Genomic DNA, 23,083 nt, shown 5'->3' on the forward strand with positions numbered 1-23,083 from the left:
ACTTTCAGTTATTGCACTGTTTAACTTATCCACCAAGGACATTGATCGGTACTTTTAGATAACGTGTACCATTGTCCTCTGGCTCTGGAAAATGCCCTGCATCGATATTGATTTGTACAGCAGGAATGATAAGGCGAGGCATATCTAGAGTCGCATCACGGCGCTCACGCATCTGTACAAACTCTGCTTCGTTTATACTGTCTTTGACATGGATGTTTTCTAGTTTTTGCGCCGCTACTGTCGTCGTTGGGCAGTGCTGACGACCTTTGCTTGGATAATCATGACACAGATACATGACGGTATCTTCAGGAAGTGCTAGCAGCTTCTGAATAGACTGATAAAGCGTTTTGGCATCGCCACCAGGAAAATCACAGCGTGCTGTACCGACATCAGGCGCAAACAACGTATCCCCAACGAATACCACTGTTTTCTCATCATCAGCGGCTAGATAGGCCATATCAGCACGCGTATGACCGGGTACATACATCGCAGTGATAGTAATGTTGCCAAGCTCTAAGGTCTCACCTTCGTCTGTCAAAATATCAAACTGGCTGGCATCAGTACGGAAACTGGTGTCAAAGTTAAAAATTTGCTTAAAGATTTTTTGTACTTCGGTGATATGCTGACCGATGACTAACTGTCCGCCAAGGCTTTCTTTTACATGGATGGCGGCAGATAAATGATCTGCATGCGCATGGGTCTCGATAATATACTTGAGCGTCCAATCCTGCTCACGTACAAACTCAATCACTTCATCGACACTGCTAGTATTGGTTCGGCCTGACTTAGCATCGAAGTTCAATACAGGATCGACAATGGCGCATAATTTTTGCTCAGTATCAGCAAGTACGTGGGTATAAGTTTCTGTATCGCTATCTAAAAAAGAATGAACTTGCATGGCGGCCTCTTCAATTATTTATACATAAGTTATTTATACATATTTTGGTCATAGGGATTTTTATCTTTAATTAACCCTTAAGTATGATATTCAGTCGTATATAATGCGTTCCTACGACTTATCTGATGCCATCAATATAACAACCACCATACAATTTATCAATTTATATAATGTAATTAATGATAACTTGCTATGTGGCGTGATATCATTGATAATCAACTATATATTGCTCAAAACATCATGGCATTTGTTACCATCTAATGTAAGGAATTTGTTCTGACTACTTCTATTTCAGCCGAAGGTACACTTACTCGCAGTACCACTGACGATGTGTCATCTGATACTGCAGATTTAGTACCTGCCGATCTTGCCAAGCAAATGCAGCAAGCATCGCTACAAGCCAGCCAACTATTAAAGTCGCTATCGCACCCTGATCGCCTACTTCTTCTTTGTCAATTGACCCAAGGTGAATATTGCGTCGGTGAGCTTGAGGATTTGGTTGGAGTTGGACAGCCGAGCTTATCGCAGCAACTGGGTATATTGCGTAAAGACGAGCTGGTCGCCACACGCCGCGAAGGTAAGCAAATTTACTATAGTATCGCAAGCGAAGATGCGCTAGCTGTACTCGATCTGCTGTATCAACGTTTTTGTGCCAAAGCAGAATAACGCCGCCCTCGCATAATTATTTGTACTATCTACTGTGGTGATTGATATGTCCTCTATCGTCGCTCGTCTGATTCCAGCTTGGCTGCGTCAATACCAGCTCTCAGCGTTGCCGACTGATCTCGTCGCAGGCATAGTGGTGGGCGTGTTGGTCATACCGCAGAGCCTAGGTTACGCGGTGCTTGCAGGACTGCCACCTGTCTATGGCCTATATGCAGCGATCGTACCTGTCCTCGTTTATGCGTGGCTCGGCTCTAGCAACGTGCAAGCCGTAGGACCGGTTGCCATTACCGCCATCATGACCGCCAGTGGCTTATTGCCTTATGCCGAGCAAGGTACCGAACAGTATGCACTGATGGCTAGCCTATTGGCACTGATGGTAGGTGCACTGCTCTGGATTGCAGGCAGGTTAAAACTTGGCTGGATCATGCAGTTTATCAGTCGCGGTGTGTCCGCAGGGTTTGTAAGCGGTGCAGCGGTCCTTATATTTGTCAGTCAGCTCAAATATCTGACAGACATTCCGGTCACTGGCAATAGTTTGATTGGGTATTTGACTACCATGCAACGCTATGCCAGCCAGCTGCATCCATTGACCTTAGCTATTGGTGTGACCGCATTTGCGCTATTGGTTGCCAATCGCTATGCAAGTGAGTGGATATGGCAGACGTGGCTATCATCGTCATATGCCAAATGGGCAGAGCGCTTATTCCCGCTTATTTTACTTGGCATCGCTATCTTACTCAGTATGGCACTGCATTGGAGCACACATGGTGTGGCGACCATCGGTCGTATTCCACAAGGGCTACCGAGCTTTACGTTACCGCATATCTCAGACCTGCAAGAAGCACTGAAGCTTTTACCAACCGCAGGATTGATGGCACTGATCGTATTTGTATCGAGCAGTTCAGTTGCCAGTACTTATGCGCGCTTGCGTGGTGAAAGCTTTGATGCCAATCGTGAGTTAACTGGACTTGGGCTGGCCAATCTGTCTGGTGGACTGTTCCAAAGTTTTGCGGTTGCAGGAGGTTTTTCGCGTACGGCTATCAATGCCGACTCAGGCGCGAAGACACCACTAGCTAGTCTCGTTACCGTACTGGTAATGATTGCCGCGCTCATAGCCTTTAGCAATGCGCTTGCTCCACTACCCTATGCACTACTGGGCGCAACTATCATGGCCTCTATCATTGGCCTGATAGATATTGCGACGTTGAAATCTGCATGGCAGCGTGATCGCTTAGATGGTGCTAGCTTTTTGGCTGCGTTCGTCGGTGTGCTTATATTTGGACTAAACACGGGACTGGTCATTGGTCTAATGGTGTCATTCGCCAGTCTCATCTGGCAGTTGAGTAAGCCGCACGTGGCTGTCGTTGGACAGTTGGGCGGCACAGGGCATTTTCGTAATATTAATCGCCATGATGTAGTGACTTTTAGCAATTTATTGATGTTGCGTATCGATGAGAGTCTGTTCTTTGGTAATAGTGAATCCGTACACCGACACATCCTAAATGCCATGCAGCAATATCCCAATGCCAATGAAATCATATTGATTATGGCTGCTGTCAATCATATAGATCTGACTGCTCAAGAAATGCTTTGTACCTTAAACCACGAGTTGGCGTTACAGAACAAGCGCTTACATTTTAGCTTTATCAAAGGTCCTGTGATGGACATTATCGGTCACACCCCATTGATTAGTGAGCTATCAGGGCAGGTCTATCTGAGTACTTTAGATGCTGTCGATGCATTAAAATAATCTATAGTTTGACCACAACAAAGTCGCTGCGACATTAACTTCTCTCAACCTCAATTACTATTGTCGCCTACAACACAATATCGCTATGATAGCGCCTGTGTTATGCTAGACGCACTAAATAGGGAATCAATTAACCTATAAATCCGCCTAAAGAATGCTGGTGTATAGTCCTTTGATATTCTTAGCCCAACCCTCAATAATAAATATACTTTAACAAATATAACTGAACCTATTTTATGACCGATGATTTAACGATTTATAAGCAAATATACCCAAGCCAATGCGTTAAGATTGCTGAGCTTGGTTATCGCTCAGTGCTTAATATTCGCCCAGATGCCGAAATTGAAACACAGCCTAATAGCTGCGATTTGGCGACTGCTACCGAACAGGCAAACCTAGCGTATCAGCATCTGCCATTTGATGATGAGCGTTTAAGTATGCTGACGGTCGAGCAGTTTGCCGATTTCTATCACTCAATGCCCAAGCCTATATTAATGTTTTGCGGTACTGGGGCACGCGCCAAGCTACTGTACCAAAGTGCATTGATGCAAGGTCTGTTATAACGATAACCGTCACACGAACTCACACGTTTTATAAACCCAACAACACCAATAAAAAAAGGAGCTCTTATGAGCCATGAAGTTAGCTTTACCGGACAAATCACGCCTGACCAAGTGCCAATGATTGCCGAAAATGGTTTCAAAACCATTATCAACAACCGTCCTGATGGTGAAGAGCCAAATCAGCCAACCAGTGCCGAAATCGAAGCAGCAGCCAAAGAAGCTGGACTTGCTTATAAAGAGATTTCTTTTGCAGGTAATGAGCTGAACCAAACTCATGTCGAAACGTTTGCAGATTTCTTTAATCAAGCTGAGCAGCCAATGTTGATTTTTTGCCGCACAGGTAACCGCTCAAACGGTATCTATGAAGCAGCTAAGCAAATGGATTTACTAGACGACTAGTACAGCATGAACAGACTAGACAGTTAGAGTATTTAGCCCACAGAAACTTGTGGGCTTTTTATTGCGCTTATCATTATGCTCAAAGTTGCATTAACTACAAACAGTACAATCACTACCTAGTCACAGCCCAATCACTTCCCGATAGCTTCCAACAACCTCGACCAACCTCAATAGTCACGACAAGTGGGTTACTTTACGAGCGTAATACCGCTATTATCACTTGATAGGCTTGATCTAGCTTGGTGGTTGAGACACCTAAATAGCTAGACGATTAAATACCTAAACACATGGAATGTGAGCAGCTGTATGGTGACAAGGTCACCTCGCTGCTATTTACTTTCAAAACGCCATCTTGATATGGCATTTTAGTTTTACAAGGAATGTTTGATGAATAATACCGCGCTAGCATTACTGCCACTAGCACTTGCCTACATTATGTTCACTCTAGGAGCAGGGCTAAAACTGAGTGATTTTAAGGTCATTGCCAAATATCCAAAAGCGTTCTTTGTTGGCTTAATCAATCAAGTTGTGTTGGTACCGTTGGTTGCGCTCGCAGTCGTGTTAGTAACGGCTCCGCCACCAGCCATTGCTTTTGGAATTATGCTGATTAGTTTTTGCCCCGGCGGCGTCACTAGCAACATGCTGACCTACTATGCCAAAGGAAATGTCGCGCTCTCTATCGCGTTGACCGGTGTAGTCAGCATACTATCGGTCATTACGCTGCCTATCTTAATTACGTTGGCTTTTGATCATTTTATGAAAGATCAAGCGAACTCTATTAGCGCGATAAAGATTGGCCTAGTCATGTTCTTATTGACCACATTGCCAGTGTCTCTTGGTATGCTTGCTCGCCACAAATTTACGGACTTTATGATACGTCGTAGCAGTCTTCTAAACGGCTTGGCCAGCGTGTTTTTTGTCTTAATTGTCTTTGCTGCTATTGCCTCTAACTGGCAACTACTACAATCACAGTTCACTCAAATTGGTTTAGAGCTAGTCTTTATCATTGCTATTTTATTTGCTATTAGCATCTTAATCTCTAGAGTCCTAAAGCTCAGCTGGTTTGATACCAAAACCATCTCGATAGAAACCAGTATCCAAAATAGTACGACGGCTATCACCTTAGCCCCTATCATCATGGGTGTGAGCACACTGCCTGTTATTGCGCTACCTGCTGCTTTGTACGGTGTGCTGATGTATGTCGTTGCGCTGCCCGTTATTTTCCTAATCAAAAACAAGAACTGATTGTAGTAAGTACGAGAAATGAAAAACGCCCATCCAAAATTTGGACGGGCGTTTTTTTAACAAATAGTAGCCTATAGTTTTTAGATTACTCATTTATTTCTTTCCAAATAATTTCTAATAACTCTTTAAATTCCGAATCAGGATTAATCGGAAATCGTACAATATCTTGTAATGTTGCTTCATATAAATGTCGCCCACCATAATGTAACGCTTTACGTAAATATGTTTCAGATTGAGTGATTTTTTCTTGCAAGAACTTAATATACGCTATATTGCCTAAAATTATGGCATGAAGATTTTCTGGTAGTAGTCTCAAAGCTATAGTCAAGTCTTCTAAAGCGGCATTTAGATAGAACTTTGCTTCATCTGGCATACTCCATTGCTGTTTAGCCTTTAACAATTTTGAATAACCCATACCATTAAGAGCTCTTGCTACTTGCACTTGTATAACAAGATCGCTGGAAGCACTAAATTTATTAAGAAGCTCACCGCAAACGTCAACTGCATCATCTAAGTTTCCAATTTTTTCTAACATAACTGCTTTATTAACTAGCGCTTTTGCTACTTGCTCTTGTATATCTAAAATATTACCTTCTCTAAACTTGTTAATTAACTTATCGTATATTCTTATTTTCTCTAATTCGTTCGGCTCTTCCAAAGCTAGACTAAGATAAGAACGCGCAAGCCACAAAGATTGGTCATGATTTAAAGAGTCTTTAACCTCCAGTATTCTGACTATTTTTTGGTAATTACCCTGCAAATATTCCTGTAAAAAATCATTTTCTCCATTTCTATCTCGCTGCACTTCCTTGAGCTTATTTTTGGTTTCTAGCAAAATGTCTTGTGTACTATCACTAAACCGTGCTGCTCCATTCTCCTCATGTGCTGATAGTTCATTCTTTGATATTGGAAAACTTGCTATCTCATCCAGCTCATCCAGTAAATGCTGATAAGGGTCTGCAAAAATAGTGGGTGGAAAGCAGCCTAACTCCCGTGCCAACTGAATAAGAAATAAATCTGAACCATTTTCACAGCTCATATAATGTGCCAAACGAGAGGATAATAGTTTGCGTTGTAGATGATCTGGTGCTTGACCGCCCATATCTACCCAAAACAACCGATGCTGATCGTCGAACTGTTCTTCAATTTGTGGTAAAAACGCATCATTCTTACCACTGTAGCCAATAAACAGTGTTGGTGACTCACTCAAAGTATGACCGACGAATTCTTTGAGCCGTGCCGCATGTTCTTCTGTCTCAGAATCTGTATTCAGCTGAACAAAACCGTGTCCCTGTCCATGTAAATGCACGATAGCAGGGTCATCTATCAAACGATGCAGATTTAAATTAGCAGCGGTAAAATCATAAGTCGGTGGATACTGCCCAAGTAACCCGCAACTACGTGCTAATAGATTATCAAAATTAAAAGTCAGCACACGGCGAATATAACCTTCTTTTATCAAACAAGCCAAAGCGATATGTGACCAATTTATCTTTGCTGTTCCAATATATTTTTGTAAATATTCGCGACGTTTGGAAGCCTCTAGACGCCCCATACACTTACCGTAATCTCTACGGTCTTCATCAGATAAGGGTTTTAACTCCAAAGCAAATTTTTCATTCAGTTCTGATACAATTTTCTGGGCTAAAGGGATACCTGCGGTTACCGAACATCCTGCACCTGTAATAAATATAAATGGCTTCTCTGCCTTTTTGGCAAGCCGCATAAATTTAGCCAAATCTTCTACTGCATATGGATTTTCATTATTATTCATGGTCAAAGCGCCTTTATATAGCCTTATACTTGTCTGGTTATCATAACAAAAAAACCACTTCAGCTTAGCCAGAGTGGTTTTTTGTTTGATAAGACTTCGAGCATAACGTTTTACTGCTTTTGCTCTAATGCCTCTTTTACTGCTTTTTTACCCCATGCGCTCAGATCGAGATCTAATTTTTCATACTCTTTTGCATCAAATAGCGGCTCTTTAACCCCTGATTTTAACTGACTTGCAAAGTCGTCAAGTAGACGCTTAGCTCGTGGAAACAACATTATCAAGGCCAATAAGTTTGCTAACGCTAGCACACCCATCAACGGATCAGCGAAGAAGAATACTGTAGTAGCGGCAGGAGCCACTGCGCCCAAGAATAATATCGCCATTACGACAATTCGTAAAACCAAGGTCGCTTTTTTAATATTCTTTTTGATCAAGAAATTAATAGCGTTTTCGCCCATGTAGTAGTTATACATGATAGAGCTTAGTGTAAATAACAATAGCGATATGGTCAGGATATACTGTGCCCAATTCCCAAGCTGAGTCGTTAGCGCTTGCTGTGCCAGTACAATACCATCGACTTCAGCACCTGGTTGATACACGCCGCTCAGTAAAATCATAAATGCGGTGGCACTACATACGATTATCGTATCAATAAATACAGATAATGACTGCGAGATACCTTGACTCACAGGATGAGTGGCATAAGCGGTGGCAGCAATATTAGGCGCAGAACCTAGACCTGCCTCATTAGAGAATAAACCACGCTTCATGCCTTGCTCAATCGCCACACCAATACCACCGCCCACGACAGACTCAATGCCAAATGCATTTTTGACAATCATTACCATCAGTGCAGGAAGCTCTGTGACATTGAGCAATATAACAACAAGTGCCATACCAATATAGATTAATGCCATAACAGGAATGATAACGTCAGCTACTTTGGCAATGCGCTGAATACCGCCAAAGACAATAAACCCACCCGCAATGACCAATACCACACCCGATATCCAGCGCTCAATCCCAAAGCTTTCAAGCGCTGAGCCTGCTACCGTATTGCCTTGGAATGCGATAAACCCGATAGAGAAAGACAGTAGTAAAGCAATAGCATAAATAACGGCAAGCCAGCGATAGTCTTTACCTAACCCATGTAAGATATAGGTCGCAGGGCCACCGCGAAAGTTACCATCATTGTCTCTACGCTTGTAAAGCTGAGCTAAGCTACACTCGACAATGCTGGTCATCATGCCAATTAAGGCCACAACCCACATCCAGAATACCGCTCCCGGTCCTCCTAAAGAGATGGCAACCGCAACGCCAGCAATGTTACCGCCGCCCACACGTCCACCGATAGAAACGAGCAACGCCTGACGGGCAGAAATCCCGTCGTCTCCTACTTCATCCGTTTTAAATACGCGGAACATACGTTTAAAATATCTAAACTGGGCAAACCTACCTACGATGGTAAATAATAAACCAAAGATAATTAGCATAGGCACGAGCGCCCAGCCCCACGTTAGATCCCCGACTAGGGCAAAAAAAGCTTCAATGTATTCCATGCCTATTTTCCTTATAGTTCATGACGCTATGATAGGTTTTATTGCATACATTATTGCATCAACAACACGAGTTTGTAATGCAAATGTCGAATTTGTAACGTAAATACTGATATTTTCTGAGTGAAATCGCGTTATTGGCTCACGCAAATGGCTATTTCCTAAATATTAAGATTTATTCTATAGAGACGTATTTATGCGATAGCATAAAAAAACCACCTCAACCGAGGTGGCCTTTTATACTGAAACTAAACCGAATAACTTACTGCATAACCAAGTATTCAAACGCTGACAATGCCGCTTTACTACCTTCACCCATCGCAATGTTAATCTGTTTAAATGGCACGGTGGTTACATCACCACAAGCGAAGATACCTTTACGATCTGTACGGCAGCGCTCATCGATTTCGATCTCACCAAAGCGGTTTAGATCAACGAAGCCTTTGATGAATCCAGTGTTTGGTACTAAACCAATCTGTACAAACACCCCTGATAAATCACGCTCATGAGTCTCACCTGTGCTGCGATCTTGGTAGACGATAGACGATACTTTACCATCAGTCGCTTTGATCTCTTGCGTTGCTGCACCGGTAATGAACTCGATGTTGGTTTTCTCTTTCGCTTTATTGATCAGTACTTGATCAGCTTTTAATTCATCAGCGAACTCGAGTACAGTAACGTGCTTGACGATACCTGCCAAATCTAGTGCTGCTTCAACACCTGAGTTACCACCGCCGATCACTGAGATATCTTTCCCTTTAAAGAATGGGCCATCACAATGCGCACAGAAAGCCACGCCTTTACCGATATTCTCTTCTTCACCCGGTACACCAAGCTTTCTCCACTGAGCACCTGTCGCTAAGATAATACTACGTGTATTAAAAGTCTCACCAGTGTTTAGGTGAATACTGTAGTTCTCTTCTTCAGTCTCGCCAATTTCTTTAACGCTCACATGCTCTTTTAACGTGATATTGTATTCGGCCAAGTGCTTGACAAAGTTAGTCGATAAATCTGTACCATTAGTTAGCGGCACTGAAATCAAGTTTTCGATGTCTTGCGTGTCTTTCACCTGTCCACCGATACGGTCAGCGACCATTGTGACCTTTAAGCCTTTACGCGCTGTATAAATAGCAGCAGCCACACCTGCAGGGCCAGCACCGATGATAGTAACATCTTGCTGCTCTAATTGCTCAGCATCGTCTTCTACTTCTGACAACAGATCAGGGAACTGCTCTTGCAATTTTCCGATCAATTTAGCAGTATCGATTAGGCCGTTAGCAAATGGCTTACCGTTTAAAAATACAGCTGGTACGCCTTGGATTTTGTTCGCTTCTACTTGCTCTTGGAACAATGCACCATCGATCATCTCGTTGCTAATACCATCGTTTAGTAGCGCAAACTGATTCAATGCTTGAACGACTTCTGGGCAGCTATGGCATGACAATGACACGTAGGTCTGAAACTGTAATGGCTTATTGAAGCGCTTAACTAACTTTTGGATGCCTTCATCCAACTTTAGCGTATGACCGCCTGCTTGCAGAATAGCCAAAACCAATGACGTAAACTCATGACCACCTGGGATACCGCTAAATACGATACCAGTGTCGTTTGATGCGCCATTAATATGACTGACTACTTTGAAACTAATCGCACTAGGCAAACTATCGTCAGTTGCTTCTGCATCGAAGTTGATTTTGTCTGTTGTTCCAGCAATCTTGGTCAAAAAATCTACCAATTCTGCACGTTTTGCATGCGTACCATTACCTAGTACAAAGGTAATTGGACGTGTCATGTTTTCGCTATAGCTCTTAACGGCATCTAATAAATTCTGATCTATCATGTTTGTTCCTCATTATGACTGAATATGTAACGGCAGCTGTCATGCTACGCGTCTAAATATGAAATAGTTGGTGTTAATAATTTTGTATAAAAGGTTATATATAGTGGGCTCTTGCCCTTTGATGTGTCTATTATCAAGCGTTTAGCGAGTTTCGGCAAGCTGAGAAACTCAAACTTTATGTTTTATAAAACCAATCGTTTACTGATTTAAATAATTAAATACAAATACACAAACAAATGATAGTGATGGTACATGGTCTATTTTTTCGCTACAATCGAATGGTATTGATAGCAATATGCATTATCAATATCGTGAAACAACTATCTTTATTACCATTAAACTTTCACCCCTTCCAAACAAAGTCTCACCATCATAAGCGTCTTAACCATAACGTGCTTACGCTTATTCTAAGCTTGCACTAAATAACAAGGATGACAACATGACAATGACAGACACATGGCAAGATCACAGTGATATTATCGATGAGTTAAAGCAAAAGGACACGCATTTTGCGAGTATCTTCGATGAGCATACGACTCTAGATAGACAAATAAATAAGCTTGAAAACGATGTGGTCAAGCATGCCAGTCGCGACGAAGAAATCGAACAGATGAAACGACGAAAGCTACAACTCAAAGACGAGATTTATAAAACTATTGATAAAAATAAAGCACAGTCTCGCGCTTAATATTGCGTCTATACTTAGAGATATGCTGAGAAAATAATACTAACAATATCTATGCTTAAGACGTAAAAAGACCCCATCAACTTATGTTGATGGGGTCTTTATTTGTAGTACTGCCTTAAATCAGATATTTAAGATACAGCACTACTTTTATCTAAGTATGGAATGTCTACTTAGATTTTACCAACTAGGTCAAGACTTGGCTTCAATGTGTCGCCGCCTTGTTCCCAAGCTGCTGGGCAAACTTCGCCGTCATTTTCACGAACATACTGTGCTGCTTTTACTTTACGTAGCATGTCTTTTGCACTACGGCCGATACCGCCAGCATGGATTTCAGCGACTTGGATCAAGCCATCAGGATCTACTAGGAACGTACCGCGCTCAGCCAAACCTGCTTCTTCAATCATGACATTAAAGCCACGAGTGATTTTACCAGTAGGATCGCCGATCATTGGGTATTGTACTTTACCGATAGCTTCTGAAGAATCATGCCACGCTTTATGTGTGAAATGCGTGTCAGTAGATACTGAGTATACTTCAACACCGAGGCCTTTTAGCTCGTCATAATGAGCGGCCATGTCTTCTAGCTCAGTTGGGCAAACAAACGTGAAATCAGCTGGGTAAAATAGGAAAATCGCCCAGTTGCCTTTTACGTCTTCTGAAGTGATGGTTTTGAATTCACCATTTACGTATGCATCTGCTGAGAATTCTGGGATTTCTTGATTGATGATAGACGCCATGGTTGGCTCCTCTATAGTTAAGTAAATTGGAAATTAATTATATGGTTTTTTCAATTAGCCCTCTAGCTCTCTGGGCTACCTGACAAACTATACGCGAATTCTATGGTTAATCCAGTTAAAAGTTTTTAATGTGATGTTTTGTTTTATTAAACTTGTTAAACTATTATCTCTACATTTTATCATTGGTGCTTAATTGGTAATTTGCTACCTTATAAAGGTTGACCAAACATAATAAATTGTATTAAAAACCCATTAAAAGAGAGGTTTTATGATTACTTTACGACAACTTGAGTTTGCCCTAGCCGTCGCCAAACATCGTCATTTTAAACGTGCTGCTGAGGATTGCAATATCTCACAGTCTGCACTGAGTTTGGGTATCGCAGAATTAGAAAAACAGTTAGATACTCAGATTTTTGAGCGCAATAATAAGCAGGTGTTGATTACCCCTATCGGTCAAGATATCCTCACGCGGGCGCAGCGAGTGTTTTCTGAGGTCAGCGATTTGACCACACGTGCCCATAGCCATCAGACGCCGCTTGCCTATCCTATGACTGTCGGTATTATTCCGACAATTGCACCTTATTTGCTGCCAAAAGTACTGCCTGCGCTGCGTGCACAATATCCAGAGTTCCGTATGACCATCGTCGAACAACAGACAGAGCGTCTGCTTGAGCAAGTACGCTACGGTCATATCGATACGGCTATCATTGCACTACCGTATGCGGTAGATGGGCTACACAGTTTTGAGTTCTGGAGTGAAGACTTCTTCGCTGTATTTCCAAAAGATGACATACATGCCAAGCTTGATACCATCAATGCTGACGAACTGGCGACTGCCAATCTGATGTTACTTGGTGAAGGTCATTGCTTAACCGATCAGACCCTGTCTGTCTGTCATTTCGACCGTGCACAAATGAAATCAAGCTTTTCAGATGCCAGTTTAAATACCTTGATTCAAATGGCACTTGCCAACATGGGCACAACGCTAGTGCCTGAAATGGCGCTCGATCAGCTACACCTGCAAAACCAAAATGCCGTCGCCATACCATTGGCTGAAGACGGGCCGCATCGCCATATTGCCTTTGTCACCCGTCTAAACTATGCGCGTGTCGATGATGTTAGCTTGCTTGGTGAGGTGTTTAATAAAGCATTTAAAGATGCGGTAGCTAACAAAGAATAATCAAACCATCTTTGCCACGGTCATAGTGAAAAAATGACATATGAAAACTGCCTCAAATAAGCACGATGAGCTTGGCAAGTGCTTTGCACAGTATTTGTCAGCTATGACCAGCGATATCTCGCCAAAGCAAATAGATAGACTTTGGCAAAATATCGTGACGCGCTATGGCGAACCACAACGTGCTTACCATACACTCAATCATATTGAGCAGCTCTTGATACAGCTTGAAAGTATTAAACACCATCTTGCTGAGCCGCATATCATTGCATTGGCATTGTACTATCATGATGTAATATACGACCCAACCCGCTCCGATAACGAGCTAAAAAGTGCAGAATTTGCGACAGATGCCTTGAGCTCATATCTCAGTCCAGAGCAATGCCAACAGATTCATGCTCTCATTATGATGACGGCTAATCATCAGATAGATACGTTGGTAGACAGTGACAAATATAATGATGCTGCGTATCTGTTAGATATGGATTTGAGTATTTTGGGTGCGCCTTTGCCTATCTACAAGCAGTATGCAAAGGCAATACGTCAAGAATATAAGCATGTCGCAGATGATAACTACCGTGATGGGCGCACTGCAGTGCTACAAGGATTACTAGCGCATCCCAAACTTTATCTGACTGACCATTACTACAATCAGTTAGAAACGCAAGCTCGAGATAATATCAAGCGCGAGCTTACTTTACTCGCAGCTTTATAAACAGCTCACTACCCTGCCGCGCTGGATGTGAATTATAGCTAGGCTCCATAATATCGATATCAAAATGACTTTGAAAACGCTGTTGGTACTCTTCCTTGCTGCCGCCGAATGGTGGTTCTTCTCGTCCAAAATCCGTGTCAAATAACAATCCAACCAGTTTACCTTGTGGCTTTAACAACCTTGTCATCTGTTGCACGTATTCATCACGGCGCAATGGATTGATCGCACAAAAAAACGTCTGCTCAAGTATCCAATCAAATTGATACTGCTCAGCTGACAAGCTAAAAAAATCCCCACAGATCAAGTGTTCAGAAGGAAAATCAGGATAGCGCTCTGCAAACGTCTCAATCGGTGCAGGGGCAAAGTCAACCAGCGTGACATTGGTAAAACCTTGCTCATATAAGTAGCCCACTTCATAAGCATTACCTGCACCTGGCACTAGTATCGCTTGATCTTTCGCGCTTTCAGGTAACTGGTCAATATAAGCTTTGAGCGGTGGTGATACCTGTCCCATATCCCAACCGATGCTGTTCTTCTCATAACGCTGTTGCCAAAACTCCGCTTGGTTGACGTTTTCCATATAACATCCCTGTATATAAACCTGCTGATTAAATGAAACAATTTGTACCGTTATTCCTTATCATATCAGGCTTATTCAGACGTGTCCTTATTTTAAAAATAATAACGAAAATGGGATGATAAGCCTCTACACAGTGAAAGTTTCTCAGATGATACCGAGCTATTTACCAGGGCTATTTAGATGGTTAGATATTTAGATGATACGTTTAGTCCAGCTGCCCTGTCTTGCCCGCTAGGATATTATGCCATTGCTGATAATCTGGCATCGCTGTTGCAACCGTTTGCCAAAACGCTCGGCTATGATTGGCATGATGCAAGTGGCACAGCTCATGAACGATTACGTATTCGGTGCATTCGATAGGATAGGCAGGAAGATAAACCGATAGCCAAATTCGTTTTGCACGCGTGTTGCAACTGCCCCAACGTGTGTGCATTTTTTTCAATCGTATTTCATTGGCATGAACGCCAACGATTGGCTGCGACTTATCAAATAGTGCAGGTGCGACTTCAGAAAGTTGTTGCCGATAATAGGTGATTTTTTGATCGGGACTGAGCGTAAATGATTGCACCGTGCCCCATAATAAAACTGAGTTATTCGCAGCTGAAGGGTCAGACGATGTATTCTGTCTACGTCTATACTGTTCTAATACCTGCGGGTGATTTGAAATAGCCCAAGGCACCCGCTTAGCCACAGCATACAACATTTGTGATGCGCTGACATGCATCGGTGCAGAGACCATCAACGTATGGGGCTTTAAGCGAAAATTGATATTTTTAACACGCTTTTGACTGATATGTAGCTCGATGCCTGCTTGTGCAAGCTGCTGTCTGACAGTGTCTAAATTGGTGTCTAAGCTAATGCTCTATCTCCTTGGCTGACTATTACTGCCATTCTAGTAATAGTCATTATTAATCACCATGCCTGTTCGTCTGTCGCTCTTGTTGAATGTCACGTATTACAGTGCTTGCAAATGGTTGTCAAACGACATCATATGCAGTTGACTGTCTTTTATAATTCGCTCATGAAATTCGATGTCGTTTACGTCCAACTTTACTTTTGGTAAGGCATTTACTCTTAGCGCGGTTAACTGTCCTTGACCATCACTAACGATAAATCCTGTTGGTTCGGCATATTTATCAATTTTACTCATTGAAACACTAGAATTAGCTAACACCGAAGCTCCTGCACAATCTGGCAGGCTTACATCATCGATCAGCTTGCGAGTATGTAAATCATAAATCGCTGCACAGCCACCAATCGGCGTGGTCACACACAGTAGGTTACGCTCACTATCCACCGCCACGCTAGCGATATATTGGTGAAAGCGCTGCCATTGATTGTTTGGCATGGTCAATGGAGTAAAGCTGCCGTCACCACGTTTATGGGTCAATACCAATGGGACATTGATATGTTTTTCACCTTGGAACTGAATACCGATCATCACTGTGCCGTCATCGTGCATGGCTAAATGACGTACACTCATCTGATTATGTTCGGGAGTCACTTGCTCAAGCAGTGTGCCATCATGACGATTCAGATAAACCAGTGATGGTCGCATGGTATCTAGATTTAGCTCTTCGCGTGAAGCCTGCTCGGTTTTGATACCACCATTTGCAATGATGAGCGTTTCGCTATCAGGATGCATAATCAGTTCATGCGGCCCGATACCATATGAGTCAAACTCTGCTACTTTTTTATAAGAATCATTGGCATCATAGATACCAATTTTACCTGCCAAACTCACTGTGTCATTCTCAGTTACATAGAGCAAGCTGCCATCTAAGCTATAGCAAGCATGACCATAAAAGTGACGGTTTACATCAGCTTTGATCGCATGTTGTACTTGCCCATTTGACGTATTAAGCACCCAGAATCTTTCGCTTGGACGACGACCCATGACGACGACATCACGTCTCTGCTCGACAGTATTATGCTGAGCTTCAGATACATTGACAGATACAGGCTGAACAACGATGTCGTGGACACGCTCAGGCATAGTCGTTTGCCAAACGATTTGTCTGTCAGCATCAATACCTACCACACCAAAGTCATGCTCATTTTGGCTTAATGTGGCCTGATCTTTTGGTAGTGATGCGACGCCACTGACCCAGCTGACTGGGCGCGCCAGCATCGTTGTCGTATGCATGACAGCAAAATCAGGTACATCACTATTATTATCACCTACAGCATGATAAGCCTGCTTCCATGTTACCGCTGCTTGCTCACAAGCATAGCGCAAGCGCGAAAGTTTCGGCGTTGAATCAGGTGCCGCTCGTAATGCCTGCAACTGTGTACGAATACCATCTACATAATCTTGTAGACTGGCATCTGGATGCTGCTGCTTACGATAACGATGGTGAATACCAACCAATGCTGCCGTACCCACTGCTGTCAGCACTGAAGTCGTCAAAAGCTCATGAGTTGACGAAGTTGTCCCAGACCGATTAGACCTATTTAACTGGTCATGAGTCTGGGCTAATGACACTGCTGTACCCGCTTCGATAGTAGACATTGTCTAATCGCCATCAGTGCTGTTAAAGCCTACGCGGATACCAAGTGCTGGGATTAACTGGCGTTTAATCAGACGAGTGACATCAGTCAGATGATCGTATAACGCTTGTTGGTCGTCCTTACTAGCCTTTGATAAATCTTCTGGCATTTGTGCCAATAATGCGGTTGTATCAGCCAATGCAGTTGATAGATTATCCGAAACTTTGTTTTCGTCATTGCTGCCAAGAATAGCCGTCAACACAGGGTCAGTCATGGCTTTATTAATCGTATCTAACTTAGCATTGATGATAGCGCGGCTTTGACCAGCAGTAGCAGCAGGTAAATGACCTTTTGCTTTCCCTGTTAGACCGAGTGGCTGATCAATGGCATTAGACTTCATGGTCTCAATCAATGATAGTAGAGAGTTAATCCACTGATTTAGGCCTCTATCGCTCTCTGCTGTTTTGTCTATCGCCAATAAATCAGTCGCGTTTTGCTGCCAGTTTTTCTCGATGTCTTTTAGACGCGTGCTCAACGCACTACTGGCACTAATCACGTAAGCACACTGACCAGCGTCTAAACTGTCATTGGCAAACAAAGCCTCTTCCAACCCTGGTACGCCTTGTACGATAGCGCTCTCGCCAGCTAGCTGCTCTGGCGTTAGTTTTGGACTGGCAGCGATTAAATCAGCCACGCCACTATGTACGAGTCCGCGCTCGTCAGGATAGTAGTTAATGTATAGATTGCTCATACTGGCAGTCGCAGGACCAAAGTTGACCATCTCAGCACTTGACCAGGCTTGTGCCAATACTAGCCACTGCGCACGTAATGCTTGTAGCTCATCGCCACTTACTGGTGCTTGGGTACAATGTTTCTGCGCCAATTCGTTCAACAGATCGCTTTGCTTGGCTGCATCAGCATACGCAGGAATCACGATATCGTCTGCCACATGCGTCAAGTACGTTTTTGCAGTCTCAGGGCTGATATCTACTGCAACGACTTGCTCAGTACTTTCTTTGCTGTTTTCTACTGAGCTGTCAGTAGCTGCACTGTCTTGCACAACTTTTTGGCTGTCTACATCTGCAGCTTTGTTGTCATCGGCAGGTTTGACACAACTGATCAGCAGTCCAGCACTCAATGCAGATAGCGCCATTGCCAAAGCGTGGTTTATTTTCATAGTTTTCTCGGTAATGTTATAGGTAGTAATTTATAGCGTTTTTATACTGATTTTATAATAGCAACTTCATTATAGCGACTTTAGGAACGCATTAAGCTCTGCGCGACCCTGTTTGTCCAACTTCAATACTTGTTGCTTTTGCTTTTCGGCTTCTCCGCCATGCCATAAAACAGCTTCCATCAACGTACGGGCACGGCCATCATGCAAAAACGTCGCTTGAGGATCAACTGTCTGAGCAAGCCCTACGCCCCAAAGTGCTGGCGTGCGCCATTCATAAGAGTTGGCTAAAAATTCAACTTGGGCATCTTTTGGTGGTAGTTTGCCAGCAATCGTACGATCAGCGAGATCATCGCCCATATCGTGCAATAGCAAATCTGTGTAAGGATAAATCACTTGTCCATGCTGCTCAAGATGATCATCGTCGGTTTTTGGCAACTGATATCTTGGCGTATGGCAACTTTGACAACCCATGTCATAAAAACGCTTTTTGCCAGCTAGCACAAGCTTATCATCTGCATTACGGCGATGCGGTACTGCTAGATTGCGAGTATAAAACTCTACAAATTTCGCAACCTCATCATTTACTTCCACAGGTGATTTACCATTGCCCTGTTCATCAGCACCTGTCGCTGCATTTAGGCAAGCGGTCTGTGTTGGCATACAGGATTCGTTAGGACGGATGTTCGACGTCAGACCCATGTCTTCGTTAAAGGCACTTTGGTTTTGGGTAATCAGCTTGGTTTGACCCGCCTTCCAACCAAATCGTCCAAGTGCACGCTTGCCCGTTTGCGGATCCATGACCCAGTTAAACTTACCACTGATATCGCTATCATTACTGTCGCTGGCTTGTTTTTTAATGTCATCGTCAGATATTTGCTCTAGCAGCCCAAGCCCAATCATCGGTAGCGCCACACGCGGTGATACCATCATGTCATCGTCAAAAGCACCGTAACCAGGTTTGGTCAAATTAAACGTTGGCGCACGTAGTGTCTCGACATATCCGTCAGCAAAGGTAACTGGTTTATCTGTCCATTGCACCGCAATTCTGGCTTCAGCAGGCACGCCCTGAATACCACGATCTTGTAGCTGCCCACCATACATAGGATGAACCACTTTTTCAATCAGCGAATCCTGTAGCTGTTGGCGCTGCTCATCGGTCGTCGCTGGCATAGACAGACGAATTAACAAACTATCAGCATCGTCATCGGCAGTCATCGGCGCATGACCTCGCCCATCTTTGACATGACAGGACTGGCAAGCGGCCACATTGAATAATGCACCCAGTCCATCACGACTATCAGTACTAGCAGGAGCGACCACCCATGGCTGCTTAAAGAACGCATTACCGATAAAGAACGACCCTTTACGAGAAGCTGCTAGATTCGATGAAGGCTTTGAGTAGCTTTCAGCACTGCTAATACTAATACCAGAGTCGCCGCCTTGCTTGATCTCCTGAGGGTCAAAGCTCACCAGTTGCTGCATCGGCATGCCCGCCAGTGTTTCTATATTTTTGACATGTTCGGATGACAGTGACTGGCTTTTTTCACTGCTGCTTTCATTACTTGTGGCCTGCTCTGAAGTATCGTCTGAAACGCTGTCAGATGGTTGACACGCACTGATAGCCATTGCACTGGCGATAATTAGCGCAATCTTAGAGGGTATATGTCGTAGGATTTGAGTAGCAAGATAAGACTCAGAGGGGTTAACATAATTGGCGTTCATAGAAATTAATTGCCTTAGCGCTAGAGTAGAACCATTAAAATTTTGTCATACCATCTCATTATATGTCGTCACAATCATTGCTTATCGAAATATAATGAAATGGTACACCGGCCAATTGGCTTATTTAATGCTCGTAAAAATGCGTTGCCAACGGTGGCTGACAACGCACGTATTATATCTAATCTAAGTATCTAATAAACAGCGGTTACTGACCTATAACGACTAATAAAACGTCGCAAAGCCAATGAAAGGCTTTTAAGTAAGGGCCGCTAGCTTAAATTTTCCTTAAAACTGTGACCCGGCATCTGCGTCTAGATTATCGATGCCAACTGCTTTTGCAGCGTTTTCGATGCTGGCCGTCAGCTCTTGTAAGCTAGTGATACCCGCTTCAACCCATCCACGACGGACATTTTGTTCTTCAGCAGAGATACCCTCTTGGCTGGCTTGACCGACAGTTGCAATCATCTGGTCAATCTTGATGCCGTCTTTTTCGCCTTTTTCAACGATAACGTTAAACGCGCCTTCTACTTTGTTGAACTCAGCAGCCAATTTATCAGCAGCTTCTGTATGGCCGTTATCCGTTAGATAGTCTTTGATACCGTAGCCGCCCACTGTCTTACCAGCGACTGTTGTATAGCTACCATTAAAGACGTTTTGGATACCGCGCGCATTATTGGCATAGCTTAAATGGGTCAAATCACTAAAGCATTCGTGCTCATCTTCAGTAGAACCAGTAACAAAAGCGACCTGCATACGCTCAGAAGCAAGCTCACCTAATGCTAAGCTGCCCATTTGATACATAATTTGGCGCAGACCATTGTCATATTTGCGCGCTATCAAATCACTACGTAAGGTATTTTCAGTATCAGGCTGCCACTGGGCTTCCATCGCGGTCAAATCATCAACCAATAGTTGAGTTGCAGCAGTTAAGAATTCACCACGGCGCTCACAGATACTGGCATCTTCATTGACGGTCTCACCACTAGTACACTGTCCGGCTTGAGTCGCATAGTCAGTGACTGGGCGATTACCTGCGCCTTCTTTTACGCCATTGTTGTCTTGACCCCACAGCATAAATTCAATCGCATGATAGCCAGTCGTTACGTTGGCTTCACTACCACCGATTTCATTCATTTCTGCAAGTAGCTCAGGCGTAATCGTACTGGTATCTTGCTTGATACTACCGACAGTAATACTATCGCTATTGATGATGTTCTCTTGGCTGTTATATTCGCCTTCATAGTCATCACCAACATAATCAATCAATGCTTCATCAAGTGGCCAAGCATTGATCTGCCCTTCCCAGCTATCGATGCTGTTGATAGCACGTTTGTCATTAGCAGTCACAAAGCCTTCATCAAAACGGAAAATCTCAGTTTGTGAATACGGTTGACGTGCTGCTTTATAGGCAGCTTTTGCAGCATCAAGGTTTTCTTGTGTTGGAGTGGCCACGTAAGTTTCTACCGCAGTTTGTAGCGCTTTAGCCGTATCTAACGAATCTTTATAAGCGGCGTGTGCCATATTTGCATAACTGATAATCAATCTATCAATATGTGCTTTTTCGGCAGCAGTCATCTCTGTATTATCAGCCGTCTCTGTGTTTGCTACTTCTGTTTGCGTTTCTGTCGCAGCATTGGTGTCTTCATCGGCTTGCTTTGTACAGCCCGACACCATTAACAATCCTGCAAGTGCAACAGCTAAAGTAGTTGGTAAAAGCTTACGGCTCGTTACTGTGGTAATCGTCATACATATCCTCAAGAAATATAGCAAAAAATTCGTTTTGGTTAAGTAGCCTCAATTATTTTGATAATCAAGCCATGTTACAGCAGGCTATCTTAGCCATGCACATTGAATCTCAGTGCGCACGATAAGACGTTTAATATTGCATCAATAGCAAACACTGACAAATTATAGTGTTATTGATAATCATTATCAATATTTAATTTAATATTAACTATATCTATCAATCATCACTGTTTTATTCAAAATGAAAACATAAAAAAAAGAGCCAGCATATCGCTGACTCTTTTTGAAATATATGTGCTCAAATATCTAGCACATACTTAATAGCTATATAGCTATTTATTAGTTATAACTATTGATTAGTTTACGCTCTGTGGTGCGTTAACTGTTAATTCAACACGGCGGTTTTGACCACGGCCGTATTCAGTGTTGTTGTCTGCGATTGGACGTGACTCGCCGTAAGCAACAACGTTTACACGGTTTGAAGCAACACCGCGAGCTGTTAAGTAGTTAGCAACTGAGTAAGCACGATCACGTGACAGACCCATGTTATAAGATGCAGAACCTTTGCTATCAGTGTGACCAGCGATAGTAATTGTGTTTTGGTTGTACTGGTTCATCGTTGAAGCAAGCTTATCAAGCGTTGGCTTGAATGATGAGCTAAGGGTTGCATCATCAAATGAGAACGTGATGCTACCTGGCATAACCAAATCAATGTTACCAGTGGTTGGGTTCTGCTCAACAGTTACGCCTGTACCAGCCATTTGCTGCTCAAGCTGACGAGCTTGACGCTCCATGTAGTAACCAACACCTGCACCTAGTGCTGCGCCGATAGCTGCATCACGACCAGTTTTGTCGCCGCCTGTTGCTTTTGAAATAGTTGCACCACCTGCTGCACCAACTAGACCACCTAGAGCAGCTTTATTTAGACGCTGTTGTCCAGTGTTTGGATCTGTTGTACAACCGCTAAGTGCTAGACCTGATGCTACTGCTGCAATCATTAAAGTATTACGCATAATATTTCCTCTTAAGTTTAAAAAATCGTGCTTTTTATAAAGATTGTCCATTAATCTTTTTTAAGTACTTATCTACATTCCCCATTATTATGGCAACTACAACCTATCTCTGTGTAATATTTTGTCATACCTATGTATGAGAAGTGCAGGTTATATTTCAATGATTTTACAGGTCAAATCTCCGCGCCTTGCTACCACTAGTCACGTTTACAACCGTACACTACAACATGTTTCTGCTAAAATTATATCGCTGAATTTGTCGGCTTTAAATAGTCATGATTTAAAGCTTTACATTCATAATGCTCCTGACTTGACTATGACAGATTCAGCGACATACAGCTTATTAT

At 43.0% G+C, this 23,083-nt stretch carries 20 protein-coding genes; 8 read left to right on the forward strand and 12 right to left on the reverse strand.

Going from position 1 to position 23,083, the window contains the following annotated elements:
* Window positions 1-25 precede the first annotated feature (25 nt).
* Window positions 26-898 carry an MBL fold metallo-hydrolase gene (locus SJY28_RS01310; RefSeq protein WP_114701566.1) on the reverse strand — a complete coding sequence of 291 codons (873 nt, stop codon included), beginning with the start codon at window positions 896-898 and terminating at the stop codon, window positions 26-28.
* Window positions 899-1,228: 330 nt separating this feature from the next.
* Between SJY28_RS01310 and SJY28_RS01315 the strand changes: the two genes are divergently transcribed.
* The 5 genes from SJY28_RS01315 to SJY28_RS01335 all read left to right on the forward strand — a co-directional run bounded on the left by SJY28_RS01315 (window position 1,229) and on the right by SJY28_RS01335 (window position 5,521).
* On the forward strand, window positions 1,229-1,564 hold the full coding sequence (locus SJY28_RS01315) for a helix-turn-helix transcriptional regulator (protein WP_238052827.1): 336 nt from the start codon (window positions 1,229-1,231) through the stop codon (window positions 1,562-1,564).
* 46 nt (window positions 1,565-1,610) lie between these two features.
* On the forward strand, window positions 1,611-3,314 hold the full coding sequence (locus SJY28_RS01320; protein ID WP_379543166.1) for a SulP family inorganic anion transporter: 1,704 nt from the start codon (window positions 1,611-1,613) through the stop codon (window positions 3,312-3,314).
* 236 nt (window positions 3,315-3,550) lie between these two features.
* Window positions 3,551-3,877: a beta-lactamase hydrolase domain-containing protein gene (locus tag SJY28_RS01325; protein WP_057761519.1), complete on the forward strand. Its 327-nt coding sequence runs from the start codon at window positions 3,551-3,553 to the stop codon at window positions 3,875-3,877.
* A 66-nt stretch (window positions 3,878-3,943) separates the two neighbouring features.
* Window positions 3,944-4,276: a TIGR01244 family sulfur transferase gene (locus tag SJY28_RS01330; RefSeq protein WP_057761521.1), complete on the forward strand. Its 333-nt coding sequence runs from the start codon at window positions 3,944-3,946 to the stop codon at window positions 4,274-4,276.
* Between the two features lie 387 nt (window positions 4,277-4,663).
* The gene (locus SJY28_RS01335) at window positions 4,664-5,521 is read left to right on the forward strand and encodes a bile acid:sodium symporter family protein (protein ID WP_379543167.1); all 858 of its coding nucleotides are present in this window, start codon (window positions 4,664-4,666) and stop codon (window positions 5,519-5,521) included.
* An 85-nt stretch (window positions 5,522-5,606) separates the two neighbouring features.
* On the opposite strand, the gene SJY28_RS01340 is transcribed toward SJY28_RS01335, so the two are convergent.
* The 3 genes from SJY28_RS01340 to ahpF form a co-directional block, all read right to left on the reverse strand.
* Window positions 5,607-7,295, reverse strand: coding sequence for an SIR2 family protein (locus SJY28_RS01340; RefSeq protein WP_379543168.1), 1,689 nt, complete (start codon window positions 7,293-7,295; stop codon window positions 5,607-5,609).
* A 110-nt stretch (window positions 7,296-7,405) separates the two neighbouring features.
* On the reverse strand, window positions 7,406-8,854 hold the full coding sequence (locus SJY28_RS01345; RefSeq protein ID WP_379543169.1) for an alanine/glycine:cation symporter family protein: 1,449 nt from the start codon (window positions 8,852-8,854) through the stop codon (window positions 7,406-7,408).
* Between the two features lie 259 nt (window positions 8,855-9,113).
* Window positions 9,114-10,691: an alkyl hydroperoxide reductase subunit F gene (gene ahpF / locus SJY28_RS01350; RefSeq protein WP_379543170.1), complete on the reverse strand. Its 1,578-nt coding sequence runs from the start codon at window positions 10,689-10,691 to the stop codon at window positions 9,114-9,116.
* Window positions 10,692-11,130: 439 nt separating this feature from the next.
* On the opposite strand from ahpF, the gene SJY28_RS01355 reads away from it, so the two are divergent.
* Complete coding sequence (locus SJY28_RS01355; RefSeq protein ID WP_057761532.1) at window positions 11,131-11,379, forward strand: YdcH family protein; 249 nt, start codon at window positions 11,131-11,133, stop codon at window positions 11,377-11,379.
* Window positions 11,380-11,549: 170 nt separating this feature from the next.
* Here SJY28_RS01355 and ahpC read toward each other — a convergent pair whose 3' ends face one another.
* Window positions 11,550-12,116, reverse strand: coding sequence for an alkyl hydroperoxide reductase subunit C (gene ahpC / locus SJY28_RS01360; RefSeq protein WP_057761534.1), 567 nt, complete (start codon window positions 12,114-12,116; stop codon window positions 11,550-11,552).
* A gap of 268 nt (window positions 12,117-12,384) precedes the next feature.
* Here ahpC and SJY28_RS01365 point away from each other — a divergent pair, with 268 nt between their 5' ends.
* Both SJY28_RS01365 and SJY28_RS01370 read left to right on the forward strand, forming a co-directional pair.
* Window positions 12,385-13,296, forward strand: coding sequence for a hydrogen peroxide-inducible genes activator (locus SJY28_RS01365; protein ID WP_201568716.1), 912 nt, complete (start codon window positions 12,385-12,387; stop codon window positions 13,294-13,296).
* A 40-nt stretch (window positions 13,297-13,336) separates the two neighbouring features.
* Window positions 13,337-14,008, forward strand: a complete 672-nt coding sequence (locus tag SJY28_RS01370; RefSeq protein ID WP_379543171.1) for a hypothetical protein — start codon at window positions 13,337-13,339, stop codon at window positions 14,006-14,008.
* On the opposite strand, the gene SJY28_RS01375 is transcribed toward SJY28_RS01370, so the two are convergent.
* The 7 genes from SJY28_RS01375 to SJY28_RS01405 form a co-directional block, all read right to left on the reverse strand.
* Window positions 13,986-14,588 carry a methyltransferase domain-containing protein gene (locus tag SJY28_RS01375; protein WP_379543172.1) on the reverse strand — a complete coding sequence of 201 codons (603 nt, stop codon included), beginning with the start codon at window positions 14,586-14,588 and terminating at the stop codon, window positions 13,986-13,988. The genes SJY28_RS01370 and SJY28_RS01375 overlap by 23 nt on opposite strands.
* Before the next feature lie 205 nt (window positions 14,589-14,793).
* On the reverse strand, window positions 14,794-15,327 hold the full coding sequence (locus SJY28_RS01380; protein WP_379544885.1) for a M48 family metallopeptidase: 534 nt from the start codon (window positions 15,325-15,327) through the stop codon (window positions 14,794-14,796).
* A gap of 216 nt (window positions 15,328-15,543) precedes the next feature.
* Window positions 15,544-17,100 (reverse strand): DUF1513 domain-containing protein, encoded by a 1,557-nt coding sequence (locus SJY28_RS01385; RefSeq protein WP_379543173.1) that lies wholly within the window; start codon window positions 17,098-17,100, stop codon window positions 15,544-15,546.
* A gap of 3 nt (window positions 17,101-17,103) precedes the next feature.
* Window positions 17,104-18,255 carry an imelysin family protein gene (locus SJY28_RS01390; RefSeq protein ID WP_379543174.1) on the reverse strand — a complete coding sequence of 384 codons (1,152 nt, stop codon included), beginning with the start codon at window positions 18,253-18,255 and terminating at the stop codon, window positions 17,104-17,106.
* A 69-nt stretch (window positions 18,256-18,324) separates the two neighbouring features.
* Entirely contained in the window at window positions 18,325-19,977 is a 1,653-nt protein-coding gene (locus SJY28_RS01395) for a di-heme oxidoredictase family protein (protein ID WP_379543176.1), read from the reverse strand.
* A gap of 285 nt (window positions 19,978-20,262) precedes the next feature.
* Window positions 20,263-21,723, reverse strand: coding sequence for an imelysin family protein (locus SJY28_RS01400; RefSeq protein ID WP_379543177.1), 1,461 nt, complete (start codon window positions 21,721-21,723; stop codon window positions 20,263-20,265).
* A 356-nt stretch (window positions 21,724-22,079) separates the two neighbouring features.
* Window positions 22,080-22,736, reverse strand: coding sequence for an OmpA family protein (locus SJY28_RS01405; RefSeq protein WP_057761553.1), 657 nt, complete (start codon window positions 22,734-22,736; stop codon window positions 22,080-22,082).
* Between the last annotated feature and the right edge of the window lie 347 nt (window positions 22,737-23,083).

This window comes from Psychrobacter sp. R86515, from assembly GCF_042466315.1.
Taxonomy (GTDB): Bacteria; Pseudomonadota; Gammaproteobacteria; order Pseudomonadales; family Moraxellaceae; genus Psychrobacter.

Coding starts and splice junctions, on each gene's coding strand:
- SJY28_RS01310 (WP_114701566.1), bottom strand. CDS start 898: ATGCAAGTTCATTCTTTTTTAGATAGCGATACAGAAACTTATACCCAC.
- SJY28_RS01320 (WP_379543166.1), top strand. CDS start 1,611: ATGTCCTCTATCGTCGCTCGTCTGATTCCAGCTTGGCTGCGTCAATAC.
- SJY28_RS01325 (WP_057761519.1), top strand. CDS start 3,551: ATGACCGATGATTTAACGATTTATAAGCAAATATACCCAAGCCAATGC.
- SJY28_RS01330 (WP_057761521.1), top strand. CDS start 3,944: ATGAGCCATGAAGTTAGCTTTACCGGACAAATCACGCCTGACCAAGTG.
- SJY28_RS01335 (WP_379543167.1), top strand. CDS start 4,664: ATGAATAATACCGCGCTAGCATTACTGCCACTAGCACTTGCCTACATT.
- SJY28_RS01340 (WP_379543168.1), bottom strand. CDS start 7,295: ATGAATAATAATGAAAATCCATATGCAGTAGAAGATTTGGCTAAATTT.
- SJY28_RS01345 (WP_379543169.1), bottom strand. CDS start 8,854: ATGGAATACATTGAAGCTTTTTTTGCCCTAGTCGGGGATCTAACGTGG.
- ahpF (WP_379543170.1), bottom strand. CDS start 10,691: ATGATAGATCAGAATTTATTAGATGCCGTTAAGAGCTATAGCGAAAAC.
- SJY28_RS01355 (WP_057761532.1), top strand. CDS start 11,131: ATGACAATGACAGACACATGGCAAGATCACAGTGATATTATCGATGAG.
- ahpC (WP_057761534.1), bottom strand. CDS start 12,116: ATGGCGTCTATCATCAATCAAGAAATCCCAGAATTCTCAGCAGATGCA.
- SJY28_RS01365 (WP_201568716.1), top strand. CDS start 12,385: ATGATTACTTTACGACAACTTGAGTTTGCCCTAGCCGTCGCCAAACAT.
- SJY28_RS01370 (WP_379543171.1), top strand. CDS start 13,337: ATGAAAACTGCCTCAAATAAGCACGATGAGCTTGGCAAGTGCTTTGCA.
- SJY28_RS01375 (WP_379543172.1), bottom strand. CDS start 14,588: ATGGAAAACGTCAACCAAGCGGAGTTTTGGCAACAGCGTTATGAGAAG.
- SJY28_RS01380 (WP_379544885.1), bottom strand. CDS start 15,327: ATGGTCTCTGCACCGATGCATGTCAGCGCATCACAAATGTTGTATGCT.
- SJY28_RS01385 (WP_379543173.1), bottom strand. CDS start 17,100: ATGTCTACTATCGAAGCGGGTACAGCAGTGTCATTAGCCCAGACTCAT.
- SJY28_RS01390 (WP_379543174.1), bottom strand. CDS start 18,255: ATGAAAATAAACCACGCTTTGGCAATGGCGCTATCTGCATTGAGTGCT.
- SJY28_RS01395 (WP_379543176.1), bottom strand. CDS start 19,977: ATGAACGCCAATTATGTTAACCCCTCTGAGTCTTATCTTGCTACTCAA.
- SJY28_RS01400 (WP_379543177.1), bottom strand. CDS start 21,723: ATGACGATTACCACAGTAACGAGCCGTAAGCTTTTACCAACTACTTTA.
- SJY28_RS01405 (WP_057761553.1), bottom strand. CDS start 22,736: ATGCGTAATACTTTAATGATTGCAGCAGTAGCATCAGGTCTAGCACTT.